Here is a 12,634-nt window from a genome sequence, read left to right on the forward strand (position 1 = left end):
GTGCGGGGATGCCTGGAGACGTCGACAACTCCCGGATCGCGGCGGTCTCACGCGACACCGGAGCCACGGATGCCACGGATGCCACGGAGGCCACGGCGGAGGGGGCTGACGGGGGAGCGACGGACCCGGTGAGCACGACGGACCCGGCAGCCACGGCGGGTGCGGTCGATCCTGCGGTCTCGTGGGGCGCCGGGCGCCCGGAAGCAACGGGGCACGCGACGGACTCGGGGGACCCGGGTGCGGAATCCTCCCCTATTCGTGGGCCCTTCGCGGCTCGTGGACCTCTCACGGCGCTGCTCTCGTCCGCGTGTGTCGGCTCGACGGTGGTCACTGCGGCTCCCGTGGTCTCGCTTCCCGTGCTCGGGGACGCCGTCCCGGCTTCGCGACCTGCCCCGGGCCGGGAGACGCCGCGATTCGGGGACGCTAGCACGGTGTTGATGCGCCGGACGGGGGCACGGAGGTCCGTGCCCCCGTCCGGCTGCCCGATGTCAGCCCAGGCGGGTCAGCCTCGCGCCGAACCCGGGTTCCGCGAGCGCCTCCTGGAGGGCGACCGGCACGGTGACCTGGCTGGCGCCCTCGCCGACGGTCAGCGAACCGACGACCGTACCGGCCGCCGCCTCGTGCGGCGGGACCTTGCCGCCGTTCGTCAACTCGAGCTTGACGGTGAGCCCGGACCAGCCGACGGCCCTGACGTCCTTGGTGGCCACCAGCGGGACCGAGCCGCCCAGGCCGTCCTCGACCACTCCGACGACCTGGCCCTTCTTGACGATCGTCGCGTTCTTCAGGGCGTCCTGCGTGGCGAGCATCAGCTCCCTGCTCGCCTTGATCGCGGTACCGAGGATCGGGGTGTCGTACTGCGCGAGCACGGCACCGACGATCAGCTGGTCCGTGTCGCCGACCATCTTGTGGGCGGCGAACAGCAGATTGCCACCGGCCTTGGTGGTGCTGCCGGTCTTGATGCCGAGCGCGCCGTCGTAGGGCGGCAGCTCGTTGTAGTTCCGCCACGTCTTGCCCGACGGGTCCGTCCACTCGGGCAGCTTGGTGATGTCCATCAGAGCCTTGATCTCGACCAGCTTCAGCCCCAGCTTGACCTGGTCCTCGGCCGTGCTGACCGTCGTCGCGTCCAGCCCGGACGGGTCCGTGTACGTGGTGTTCTTCATCCCGAGCTCGTCCGCGGCGGCGTTCATCTTCTCGACGAACGCCTTCTCCGAGCCCGAGTCCCAGCGAGCGAGCTGGCGTGCGATGTTGTTCGCGGACGGAATCATGATCGCCGCCAGCGCGTCCCTCAGGCTGATCTTGTCGCCCTTCTTGACGGTGTTGAGCGTCGACTCGTTGTCCGTCTTGTCGAGCTGGCCCTCCGCCTCGCCCTTGGCATCGATCTCGATCATGGGCCCGGGCTCGCCCGGCTTGAGCGGGTGGTTCTTGAGGATCACGTACGCCGTCATGGACTTGGTCACGCTCGCGATCGGCACGGGCTTCTGCTCCCCGGAGGAGCCGAGCGTGCCGAGCCCGGACGCGGCCATGTACGCCTGGCCCTTGGCGGGCCAGGGCAGCTGCGGGGCCGCTCCCCCGAACTCGTACGTCGGCTCGGCCGTCAGCGAGAGGGTGGGGTCCGGGAGCGGACGCATGGTCTGTACGACTGCGAAGACGATCAGGAGTAGTACGACGAGCGGCGTCCAGATCCTGACCCGCCGCACCAGGGTGCGGACGGGAGTCTGCGGGGGCGGCGGAGTGTTCGTCAGCTCGGCGAGCAGATCGAGCGGCGGCTTGGGCGGCAGCGGCTGCTGCTTGGTGCGCTCGGGCTCGGTGAGCGAGGCGGGTGGGGCGGCGGGGGACGTCGCGGGACCGGCCGGCTTCGTGCTCGGAGGAGCCGACTGCGCGGAGGGCGGGGCGGCCCGTACGTCGTCGCGCCGCAGCGGTACGAAAGTACTGGTCCGCTCGGCGGCGGCCTCGGGGGCGGATGCGGCGGCGGCCTCGGGGGCGGACTCGGCGGCGTCGCCGGAGGTCCGGTCGGGGTCGGGCCCGGACCCCGGGACGGCCGGGGCGGACCCGGAGGCACCGCTGCGGCCGGACGTCGTCCTCTCGCCAGTGGCGCCCCTGGCGCCGGGGCCGTCGTCGGACGCCGGCTTCGCGCCGGACCCCGACTCGGGCTTCGACCTCTCGCTCGGGGGCTCGGTGACCCTGAGCGCGGTGGTGCGCTCGGCCTCCTTCTCCGCACCCTCCGTGCCGGGACGCTCCGCATCCGCGCCGTCCGCATCCGCGCCGTCCGCATCCGACTGCGCCGAGGTGGTGGACGAAGCGGCGGGCGTCGCGGCCCGCTTCGGTGCCGCGGGCTGCGAAGTGACCTTCAACGCGGTGGTCGGCTGGTCCACGGCGGGCCGGGGCAGGGTCTTGAAGACGGCCGTCGGCTGGTCGACGACCGTCCGGCCCCGGGCGTCCCCGGCGTCGGCGTCATCGGCGTCGGCGTCGGCGTCGGCGTCATCGCCTTCATCGGCGGTCCCGGCGGAACCCGCGAGCCCGGCGGAACCCGCGAGCCCGGCGGGACCCGCCGGCGCGACGGCGCCGCCGGTACGACTCGAGGGACCTTCGCCGGGGCCGTCCTCCGCAGCGGCGGTTTCCCTGTCGGCGCTCCGGGCGGCGGCCCAGCTGGGCGCCCTGGTCCGGGAGCCCTCCCCCGGGCTCGAGCCGTCCGAGGCCGAACCGCCCGCGCTCCCGCGGGCGGCGTCCTCGTCGTCCTCGGCCCGGTCCGCGTCGGCCGGTGATTCCGCGTCGACGGACTTGCGGGGCGGGGACGTCGTGGGCCTCTTCCCGGCCTTGCCGGCCGCCTCGTGGGCGCTGGGGGCGCGTTCGGGGGCCTCGTCGCCCGCCACCGCCTCCGGAACGTCCGCGTCCGCCTCGTCGTCGCCGGAGGGCCCGCCGGCGGGTGAGGCAGCGGATGCGGGCCTACCGCCCCTTTGCTCGTCCGTACCCTCGTCCGCGGCGGTACCCGCCTCCGCGGTCTCGTCCGCCGTGCCGCCCTTTCCGGAGACCCACGCGGCCACCGCCGCACGGAGGCGGTCCTCGCCGTCGGCAAGGCGGTCCTCGGGTGCGGCGGACCCGGCCGCGTCGTCGGAACCGGCCGCGGACCCGGACGCGTCCCCGTCAGTGCCAGTGCCAGTGCCAGTGCCAGTGCCAGTGCCCGCGTCGGCGGACGCGTCCGAGCCCGCCGGTTCGGACGACTTCGAGGACTCGGCGCGCTCCTCCGGATCGGACGGCAGCGTCCTGAACACCGCCGTCGGCCGGTCGGCACGCCCCTCGGTGGACGCCCCCGCCGAACGGGCCACGGCAAGCCGCGGATCACGTTCGCCCGGAGTCGTCTCCCCCGACGACTTCTGCTGCTCCGACTTGTCGGGGGACTCGCCCGCCACCGTGCCTCCTCCGTGCCTCAAACTGAACCCGCCGTGGCGCTGGTACCACCCGCACCACTGTCCGAACCATCTCTCAGTGTCCTGTGTGGACCCCTTGGCCCCCGTGCTAGACGAGAACGACATACCTGCCGGTTCCCACACGAAGCACCCAGGCGCTCTCGACAGACCAATGTGAGAGGCGTCACCCTGTCATTCATCCACGCGGGGAGGCATGGATGGGCAGGAGCCGCAGAACACTTCCGGAGGAGCTTCTGCTGCTCGCTCTGGACCCGGCCACGGGTACCACAGCGCAGCCGCAGTCGCTCGACCTCGGCCTGGCCGGAGCACAGCTAGTGGAGCTGGCACTGGCAGGACGGATAGCCCCAGACGGGGATCGTATCGCCGTGGTGATGCCACGGCCGACAGGAGATCCGACACTGGACTCCGCACTGGAACTGCTGCGCAGGCGCGGCAGTCCGGTCCGCGCGGTCCACTGGATCGGCGGGCCCCGGCTGGGGTTGCGCCAGACCTACCTTTCACATCTGGAGAGGTGCGGCATGGTCCATGCCGTGGCGGGCCAGATGTGCGGGGTGCTGCCGACGACTCGCTACCAGGCGACGGACACGGCGATCAGCCGGGAGATCAGGGCCCGGCTGGACAGCGCGATCCGCACCGGCGTACCGCCGGACCCCCGGACGGCCGCACTCGCCGCACTGGCGCACGCGGTCGGCCTGGGCAAGCACCTCTATCCCGGCAACGAAGGGCGGTCCTCCCGCTCCCGGCTCCGGGACCTGATCAGGCACGACCCCATGGGCGGACTCGTGGCGCACGCCGTGATGGACGTTCAGAACGGCGCGTCGGCGCAACCGCGCCGCGGTTCGGCGGCACCGGGTCGGCAGCCGGCCGTCCAGATGCCGGCACGACGCGGCAGCATGGCCCGCGCCGCCGCTCACTAGTACCGGTACGGTCACCGGCCCGGATACGCACAGGGGTACCGGACCGTGCTCGTCCGGGCCGGGCTGTGCACACGGACGCGGACACGTCCCACGGATGCGCCTGCCGCACCCGTGCGAGCGTGGACGCGGCCGTCAACCACCCGTTCGCCCGCCCGCCGGGAGGAACCGCCGCACCGGCGTCGCACGAGACCGGTTCGGGAGCCGCAGGGGGCGCGGGGCAGTCGTACGCTCGACCGCCCCGCGCTCCCTCTTCGGCATGCGCGCACCCCGACGCGCACATCCCGACGCGCACCCGGCCCTCGTGCCCTCGACCCTGCGCCCACTTCACAAGAGCACTCGGGCGGGCAGGGGACAGCGCCGGCGTCGCTTCCCCACGCATGCGACCGCGCCCGCCGGGGGCTTCACGCGTACAACCGTGCTTCTGTTCGCGCGCTCACGGGTGCGCGCTTCCGCCCCGCGCCGCACGCAACCGGTGTTTTGTCCCCCGCATTGTGCGCGCGTGTCGTCGTTTTCCAGCGCGAGCAGCACCTTTGGTGGCAGTCTGCTGAGACGTAGATACGCACAGCAACAAGGACAGCACAGCAGTCCACAGCCGGAGGTGCAGTTCCCGTGGCGTCCAACGTCAACCCCACCGTCAGGCGCCGCCGTTTGGGCCAGGAGTTGCGCCGGCTCCGCGAGCTCAAGGGCATGACCGCGGAGGAGGTGGCGGATCGCCTGCTCGTCTCCCAGTCGAAGATCAGCCGACTGGAGAACGGCCGGCGCTCGATCAGCCAGCGCGATGTGCGCGACCTCTGCGGAGTCTACGAGGTCGAGGACCACCGCGTGGTCGACTCTCTGATGCAGATGGCCAAGGACTCGCGCCAGCAGGGCTGGTGGCACGCCTTCGGCGACATCCCGTACAGCGTCTACATCGGCCTGGAGACTGACGCGGCCAGCCTCCGGGTCTACGAGCCGCAGATCGTGCCGGGTCTGCTCCAGACCAGGGAGTACGCGGAGGCGCTCATCACCGGTGCGCTGCCCGAGACCCCGAGCAGCGACGTGGAGAAGCGCGTCCAGGTCCGGGTCCGCCGCCAGGAGCGGATCGCCTCCGACGAGACTCCGCTCCGGCTGTGGGCGGTGGTCGACGAGGCCGCGCTGCGCCGGGTCGTGGGGAACAGGGAGATGATGCGCGAGCAGCTGGAGCATCTCGTCGAGCAGTCGCAGCTGCCGCACGTCACCGTCCAGGTCCTGCCGTTCAGCATGGGCGCCCATCCCGGGATCACCGGTCACTACGCCATTCTGGAGTTCCCCGACGCGTCGGACTCCAGCGTCGTGTACATCGAGGGCGTCACCAGCGACCTGTACCTGGAGAAGGCCAACGACGTCCACAAGTACACCGTGATGTACGAGCATTTGCGGGCGCAGGCGTTGAACGTGGAGCAGACACGGGAGTTCATCGAGGACATCGCCAAGTCCTACGCGAAGTAGGCCCGGTTCAACTGCCGTTCGCTCGGCCTTCGCGGTCGTGAGGGCGCCCTGGGAAGCGGGGCGGGAAGTTGCGAGGGCGCACGGTACACCTTCGCTGCCGTTTCCCGTAAGAGCGAAGTGGAATATGCCATCCGGTCGAGTGAACGGACGTTCTCAGCGGTCGAGCGCGCCAAGTAGCGTCGTGATCACGCCGTCGAGCACGTCGGCCGCACCGTCGAAACACGGAACCGGAGAAAGACATGGCTATTCACCAGGGCGCCACGGACACTTGGGTCAAATCCTCGTACTCCGGCGGAAACGGCGCATGTGTCGAGGTCAAGTCCCCTGTTGTGCGGGCGATCGCCGTCCGCGACTCCAAGGCCCCCGAGGGCCCGTCCATCACCTTCGTCCCCGACTCCTGGACCGCGTTCCTGCACGGTGTGAGCAAGGGCTCCCTCTAGGGTTCCGCACCCGAATCCGGAAGCAGACGAACGGGAGCCGGAGGCTTCCGGCGTCGGCCCGCCCCACGGGCGCCGGGCCGGCCAGCGTCGGGACACCGCGACTCGACGAACAGAGCCCTCTCGACTGGTCCGCCGTCCCGGCCGAGGGGGCTCGGCACTGCGTCCACCGCCCGTCATCTTCGGGAGCGGAGCCCGGCCGCCTCTCCACTAACGCAGCTCGTCCACATAGCGGTCCGTGCCGGGGACCGTGGGGATGAACGGCGCCACCAGCTCGATCCTCCCCAGCTCTCCCGCGTCCAGCCCGGCGAAGTGCTCCTCCCAGCCGTCCCTCGGGTCCTGCTCCAGGAACCACAGCAGCGTCAGTCGGGTGTCCACGCCCTCCACCTGTTCCACGTACGTCATCCGGTCCAGCGGCAGAGGCGTGGGCCGGAACACGGTCACCATCGCCGCAGGGGAGGCGGCGCCGCCCTTCGGCGCGAGCCGTTTCGGCAGTTCCCGCGACCGCAGCCACTCCAGCAGCTCCGCCCGGCGCTCCGGACTCTCCGCGTCGATCACCTCCACGACCAGCCCCGCGTACGGATGGTCGAGCGCGTGATAGTCCCGCGGACCTGCGGCGCCGTCCCGGTAGACGGTCGTCACATGGTCCTGGAACGCGGTGAACACATGGGTGCGGGCCTGGTGGACACGGCCGTCGCGATTGAGCCGCTTGTTGATCCCGACCGTCCAGCGCATGTGGTCGTCGTAACGGCCCTCGGTGATCCAGTAGGTGGAGATGTAGCAGCCTGCGGTGACCGGCTGCGCCACCGCCGACTTCTCCGGGTAGCGCAGCAGCCGCAGTTCGCGGGTGGCGACCCAGCGGCGCCCCGCGAACATCCAGGGCATCGCCATGGCGCCCGCGTAGTAGTGGTCGTCCTCGTACCAGCGGTTGTACGCGTACTCATGGCCGGGACGCGGCTCGACCATGGTGATCAGCGCATGGCCGGGACGTACCCCGTAGGGGCCGACGGCCGCCAGTTCCGCGTACAGCCCGGACCGGGTGTCCTCGCTCACGACGCTCCCCTTCCCAGCACGGCGCTCCCCTTCCCTCCCGTGGTCGACCGACCTACTCTGACGCACCGTCAGACAAAGGGCCAGAGCCGGGAGCCGCCGAGATGCTGCTGCAGGACAGGACCGTCATCGTTTCCGGCGTGGGCGCCGGACTCGGACACCGCGTCGCCGAGACCGTCGTACGGGACGGCGGCAACGCCGTCCTCGGTGCCCGCACCGAGGCGAACCTCGTGAAGACCGCCGGCGAGATCGACCCCACCGGCACCCACACCACCCACCGCCCCACCGACATCACCGACGAGGCCCAGTGCGAGGCGCTCGCCGCCCTCGCACTGGAGCGCTTCGGGCGCATCGACGCCGTCGTGCACGTCGCCGCCTGGGACAGCCACTTCGGCGGCGTCGAGGACGCCGACTTCGCCACCTGGCAGCAGATCGTCGACGTCAATCTGCTGGGCACCCTGCGCATGACACGCGCCTGTCTGCCCGCCCTCAAGCAGCGCGGAGGATCGGTCGTCTTCATCGGCACCCAGTCCGCGGTGGCCGCCCCCTCCCAGGTCAGGCAGGCGGCATACGCGGCATCGAAGGGCGCGCTGACCTCCGCCATGTACTCCCTGGCCCGGGAGCTCGGTCCGCACCGGATCCGGGTCAACACGGTGCTCCCGGGCTGGATGTGGGGCCCGCCGGTCCAGGCGTACGTCCGCTTCACCGCGGGCACCGAAGGAGTTCCCGAGTCCGAGGTGCTGTCCCGCCTCACGGAACGCATGGCCCTCCCGGAACTCGCCACCGACGGGGACGTCGCCGAGGCCGTCGCCTTCCTCGCCTCGGACCGCGCCCGCTCGATCACGGGCCAGTCCCTCCTGGTCAACGCCGGCGAACTGATGAGGTAACCGCCACGGCCGAACCATCGCGGCAGCCACCGCCGCGGACCGGGCGGCACCCCCGCGGACCGGGTCACACCCCCGCGAACCGGGTCACACCGCCTCGGACCTGACCCGGCCGCCCGGGAGTGCCGGGGCGCTCACTCCTGGCGGGAGCCGCCCCGCTCCGGGGCTCGGCGGCCGGGCCGGTGCACGTGCCGACTGCCCGGAAGCAGACCGGCCCCGACCGTGCGCGAGCGGGTCGCGGCCGGCCGGACTCAACCTCGCGGATAGCGCTGGAGCCAGCCGGGGGCGGAGGCGGCGGGCCCGTGGAGCGCCGGTCCCTGGGTCATCTCCATGGCGAAGTCGTCGGCGAGTTCGAGGACCGTGGAGCGGCCCTCGATCTCGGACAGCCAGGCGGGCGGCAGGGCCGTCTCTCCGTGCAGCGCGCCGAGCAGGGCGCCGCAGAGAGTGCCGGTGGTGTGGGAGGGGCCGTCGTGATTGACGGCGAGGCGGAGCCCGTGGCGGACGTCCTCGCTGACGAGGGTGCAGTAGACGGCGACGGCGAGGGCGTCCTCGGCGTTCTCGGGGTCACCGAGCGCGTCGATGCGGGTGGCACTCGGAATGCCCTGGCGCACGGCGCCCAGGGCCTGCTTGAGCGCATCGCTCACGGGCTGGTGCCCTGGCCTGGGCGTGAGCAGGGACAGCGCCCGCTGGACGGTCCCGTCGACGGTCTCGCCCCGGGCAAGCCCGTGGACGATCACCGCGAAGGCGCCGGCCGAGAGGTACGCGGTGGGGTGGCCGTGGGTCTGCGCCGCGCACTCCACGGCCAGCTGGCAGACCAGCTGCGGCTCCCAGCCCACGAGCAGCCCGAAGGGAGCGGACCGCACGAGCGCACCGGCGTCGCGGGCCGTGGGGTTCTTGGGTTTGTCGACGGTGCCGAGCACCTCGTCCGCGAGACCGGTGAGGCAGGCGGGGGCGGGGTCGCGGCGGGTGTAGAGCCATTCCTCGCGGGCGAGCCAGCCGTTGTCCTTGCGACGCTCGTCGGGTCCCCAGTCCCGCTGGGTGGCCGCCCAGCGCAGATGGGCGCGGTGGACGTCGGTCGGCGGGTGCCAGGCGCCGGTGTCACGGCGGACCTGGGCGCGTATGAGGCCGTCGACGGTGAAGAGGGTCAGCTGGGTGGCGGCGGTGACCGCGCCGCGGCGGCCGTAGGCGGGAACGAGATCGGTGACGCCGTCCGGGCCGTGGGCGGCGCGTATCTCGTCGAGCGACAGCGCGGCGACCCCGGCGCCCAGTGCGTCGCCGATGGCCCCGCCCAGCAGACAGCCGCGCACCCGGGCGCGGAAGTCCTGCTGCTCGGCACGTCCCCAGACGGCTGCGGCTGGTGTGGTCACGCGGCTCCCTACCTTCTCGTGCGGAGCACTGTAATCGACCGCGAGAGATCGCTTCATGGGCGCGATCCAGCCGGAACGGCCGCTGAAGCGGAATGCCACGGTCGGCTTCGGGCCGGTTCCGATCGCCGCCCGCGGCCTGCCAGGTACGGGTGAGACATCGGCGGCACCCGGCCGCCGGCCGCCTTGACCTGCACGGTCGTGGGTGTCGTCGGCCGGGCGTCGCGGAGGGCGGGGTCACCGGCGCGGGACGGGCGTCCTCCTCAGCCCTGCTCCAGCACCGGCAGCAGCTCCGGGAGGTGGCCGTCGGAGTCCGCAGCCGCGCGTCGCCGCTCCGCTGGGACCTCGCCGTACAGCGTCGTACGGGGCCTCGACGGGCGTCCGGCGGCGTCGGCGATGGCCGTCAGGTCGCGGACGGAGCGGTACGAGCCGTAACTGGAACCGGCCATCCTGGAGATGGTCTCCTCCATCAGCGTGCCGCCGACGTCGTTCGCACCGGAGCGCAGCATCTCCGCGGCGCCTTCCGCGCCGAGCTTCACCCAGCTGGTCTGGATGTTCGGGATGTGCGGGTGGAGCAGCAGCCGGGCCATCGCCGTGACGGCCCGGTTGTCGCGGGTCGTGGGCCCGGGCCTGGCGATCCCGGCCAGGTAGACGGGCGCGTTGGTGTGGATGAAGGGCAGGGTCACGAACTCCGTGAACCCGCCCGTCTGCTGCTGGATGCGGGACAGGGTACGGAAATGGCCCAGCCAGTGGCGGGGCTGGTCGACGTGCCCGTACATCATCGTCGACGAGGAGCGGATGCCCAGTTCGTGGGCGGTGGTGACGACCTCGATCCAGGTGGCGGTGGGCAGCTTGCCCTTCGTCAGCACCCAGCGCACCTCGTCGTCGAGGATCTCCGCGGCCGTCCCGGGGATGGAGTCCAGACCCGCCTCCTTGGCCGCGGTCAGCCACTCGCGGATCGACATACCGGTGCGCGTCGCGCCGTTCACGACCTCCATGGGGGAGAACGCGTGCACGTGCATGCCGGGGACGCGCTGCTTCACGGCCCGGGCGATGTCGAAGTACGCGGTGCCGGGCAGGTCGGGGTGGATGCCGCCCTGCATGCACACCTCGACCGCGCCGACGTCCCACGCCTGCTGGGCGCGGTCGGCGACCTGGCCCAGAGACAGGGTGTACGCGTCGGCGTCGGTCCGGCGCTGGGCGAAGGCGCAGAAGCGGCAACCGGTGTAGCAGACGTTGGTGAAGTTGATGTTGCGGGTGACGATGTACGTGACGTCGTCGCCGACGACGTCACGGCGCAGGTCGTCGGCGATCGAGCAGAGCGCGTCCAGCGCGGGCCCGTCGGCGTGCAGCAGCGCGAGGGCCTCGTCGTCGGTGAGCTTCGCCGGATCGTCCGCCGCCGTGGCCAGGGCGTGCCGTACGTCGGTGTCGATGCGCGACGGCACCATGCCGGGCGCCGCCGCCTCGCGCAGGGCGCCCCAGTCCCCGTACACCTCGTCGAAGTCCTCCCGGCGGTCCGAGGTCCGGCCGTCGGTGTCGATGGTGCGGTGCAGATCGGTCCGCCCGCTGGCGACGAAGCCCTCGTCCGGCTCCTGCCAGGGCAGGCCGGCGGGCAGCGCGCCCTCGATGGCGAGACCGGTCCCGGGGTCGGCGAGGGCCCGCACGTGCGGGAGCAGCCGGGGGTCCAGCCAGGGCTCACCGCGCCGGACGAACTCCGGGTACACGGCGAGCCGTTCGCGCAGCCGGAATCCGGCGGCCGCCGACCGCTCGGCGAGCAGGTCGATCTGGGGCCACGGCCGCTCGGGGTTGACGTGGTCGGGCGTCAGCGGCGACACCCCGCCCCAGTCGTCGATGCCGGCGCCGATGAGGCGTCCGTACTCCTCGTCCACGAGGTTCGGAGGCGCCTGGAGGCAGCCGGAGGGGCCCATGATGTGCCGGGCGACGGCGATGGTGGCGACGAGGTCGTCCAGCTCGGCGTCCGGCATGCCGCGCATCGCCGTGTCGGGCTTGGCGCGGAAGTTCTGAACGATCAGCTCCTGGATGCCGTGGTAGGCGCGGGATACCCGGCGCAGCGCGAACAGCGACTCCGCGCGCTCCTCGTACGTCTCGCCGATCCCGATCAGCAGCCCGCTGGTGAACGGCACGGAGCTGCGCCCCGCGTCCTCCAGCACCCGCAGCCGCACCGCCGGCTCCTTGTCGGGCGATCCGTGGTGCGGACCGCCGGGCTCGGACCAGAGACGGGTGGCCGTGGTCTCCAGCATCATGCCCATCGAGGGGGCGACGGGCTTGAGCCGCTGGAAGTCCGTCCAGGTCATCACGCCCGGGTTCAGGTGGGGCAGGAGCCCGGTCTCCTCCAGGATGCGGATCGCCATGGCCCGTACGTAGGCGATGGTGTCGTCGTACCCCTCCGCCTCCAGCCACTCGCGCGCCTCGGGCCAGCGGTCCTCCGGCTTGTCGCCGAGGGTGATGAGGGCTTCCTTGCAGCCCAGTTCGGCTCCGCGCCGTGCGATGTCCAGCACCTCGTCCGGCGACATGAACATGCCTTCGCCGGCGCGGCGGAGCTTGCCGGGGACGGTGGCGAAGGTGCAGTAGTGGCACTTGTCCCGGCACAGTCTGGTGAGCGGGATGAACACGCTCTTCGAGTACGTGATGACCCCGGGCCGCCCCGCCGCCTCCAGCCCCGCGTCCCGCACCCGAGCCGCGGACGCGCACAGGTCCTCCAGGTCCGTGCCGCGCGCCTGCAGCAGCACGGCGGCCTCCCCGATGTCGAGCGCGACACCGTCCCGGGCCCGCCTGAGGGCGCGGCGCATCGCGTTGGCGGTCGGACGACCCGCCTGGTCTCCGACCCGGTCGCCCGCCTGGTGATCCGTCATGCAGCGAGCATACGAGCGCGGACGGACAGTGGGACGGGGGTGGGGGCGTATGCGCCGAAAAGGGTCGGTGGCAGGGTCGGGCGGAGGTGCCGGGCGCCGGGGGGCCGCGGACGGGACGGACGTACCATCCGGGGGCACGGGAGTACGGGGCGCGAGGGTCCGACGACACGGGTCCCGGTGATCGGTGGTACGGGGCGGGGGTCGTGATGGTCGGTAC

At 72.2% G+C, this 12,634-nt stretch carries 8 protein-coding genes; 4 read left to right on the forward strand and 4 right to left on the reverse strand.

Translation table 11 applies throughout. The features are described from left to right. Nucleotides 1-488: 488 nt before the first annotated feature. A complete protein-coding gene (locus AB0J10_RS01390; protein ID WP_363056540.1) occupies nucleotides 489-3,407 on the reverse strand; it encodes a hypothetical protein in 2,919 nt (972 codons plus the stop codon). A 215-nt stretch (nucleotides 3,408-3,622) separates the two neighbouring features. Between AB0J10_RS01390 and AB0J10_RS01395 the strand changes: the two genes are divergently transcribed. From AB0J10_RS01395 to AB0J10_RS01405, 3 genes are all read left to right on the forward strand, one after another. After that, nucleotides 3,623-4,342 (forward strand): GPP34 family phosphoprotein, encoded by a 720-nt coding sequence (locus AB0J10_RS01395; RefSeq protein WP_363056542.1) that lies wholly within the window; start codon nucleotides 3,623-3,625, stop codon nucleotides 4,340-4,342. A 609-nt stretch (nucleotides 4,343-4,951) separates the two neighbouring features. Next, a complete protein-coding gene (locus AB0J10_RS01400) occupies nucleotides 4,952-5,809 on the forward strand; it encodes a helix-turn-helix transcriptional regulator (protein ID WP_363056544.1) in 858 nt (285 codons plus the stop codon). A gap of 239 nt (nucleotides 5,810-6,048) precedes the next feature. Further along, the gene (locus AB0J10_RS01405; RefSeq protein ID WP_363056546.1) at nucleotides 6,049-6,249 is read left to right on the forward strand and encodes a DUF397 domain-containing protein; all 201 of its coding nucleotides are present in this window, start codon (nucleotides 6,049-6,051) and stop codon (nucleotides 6,247-6,249) included. Nucleotides 6,250-6,456: 207 nt separating this feature from the next. Here AB0J10_RS01405 and AB0J10_RS01410 read toward each other — a convergent pair whose 3' ends face one another. Then, nucleotides 6,457-7,299: a hypothetical protein gene (locus tag AB0J10_RS01410; protein WP_363056548.1), complete on the reverse strand. Its 843-nt coding sequence runs from the start codon at nucleotides 7,297-7,299 to the stop codon at nucleotides 6,457-6,459. A 101-nt stretch (nucleotides 7,300-7,400) separates the two neighbouring features. Here AB0J10_RS01410 and AB0J10_RS01415 point away from each other — a divergent pair, with 101 nt between their 5' ends. After that, nucleotides 7,401-8,183 (forward strand): SDR family oxidoreductase, encoded by a 783-nt coding sequence (locus AB0J10_RS01415; protein WP_363056550.1) that lies wholly within the window; start codon nucleotides 7,401-7,403, stop codon nucleotides 8,181-8,183. Nucleotides 8,184-8,431: 248 nt separating this feature from the next. Here the strand turns inward: AB0J10_RS01415 and AB0J10_RS01420 are convergent, their stop codons facing one another. Together AB0J10_RS01420 and AB0J10_RS01425 are read right to left on the reverse strand one after the other, a co-directional pair. Further along, nucleotides 8,432-9,547: an ADP-ribosylglycohydrolase family protein gene (locus AB0J10_RS01420; RefSeq protein WP_363056552.1), complete on the reverse strand. Its 1,116-nt coding sequence runs from the start codon at nucleotides 9,545-9,547 to the stop codon at nucleotides 8,432-8,434. 260 nt (nucleotides 9,548-9,807) lie between these two features. Next, nucleotides 9,808-12,354, reverse strand: coding sequence for a bifunctional FO biosynthesis protein CofGH (locus tag AB0J10_RS01425; protein ID WP_363056837.1), 2,547 nt, complete (start codon nucleotides 12,352-12,354; stop codon nucleotides 9,808-9,810). Between the last annotated feature and the right edge of the window lie 280 nt (nucleotides 12,355-12,634).

This window comes from Streptomyces sp. NPDC049887 (genome assembly GCF_040656535.1).
Taxonomy (GTDB): domain Bacteria; phylum Actinomycetota; class Actinomycetes; order Streptomycetales; family Streptomycetaceae; genus Streptomyces.

Bases quoted from the DNA above. Each gene is read 5' to 3' on its own strand.
- AB0J10_RS01395 (WP_363056542.1), top strand. From the start codon at position 3,623: ATGGGCAGGAGCCGCAGAACACTTCCGGAGGAGCTTCTGCTGCTCGCT.
- AB0J10_RS01405 (WP_363056546.1), top strand. From the start codon at position 6,049: ATGGCTATTCACCAGGGCGCCACGGACACTTGGGTCAAATCCTCGTAC.
- AB0J10_RS01415 (WP_363056550.1), top strand. From the start codon at position 7,401: ATGCTGCTGCAGGACAGGACCGTCATCGTTTCCGGCGTGGGCGCCGGA.
- AB0J10_RS01425 (WP_363056837.1), bottom strand. From the start codon at position 12,354: ATGCGCCGCGCCCTCAGGCGGGCCCGGGACGGTGTCGCGCTCGACATC.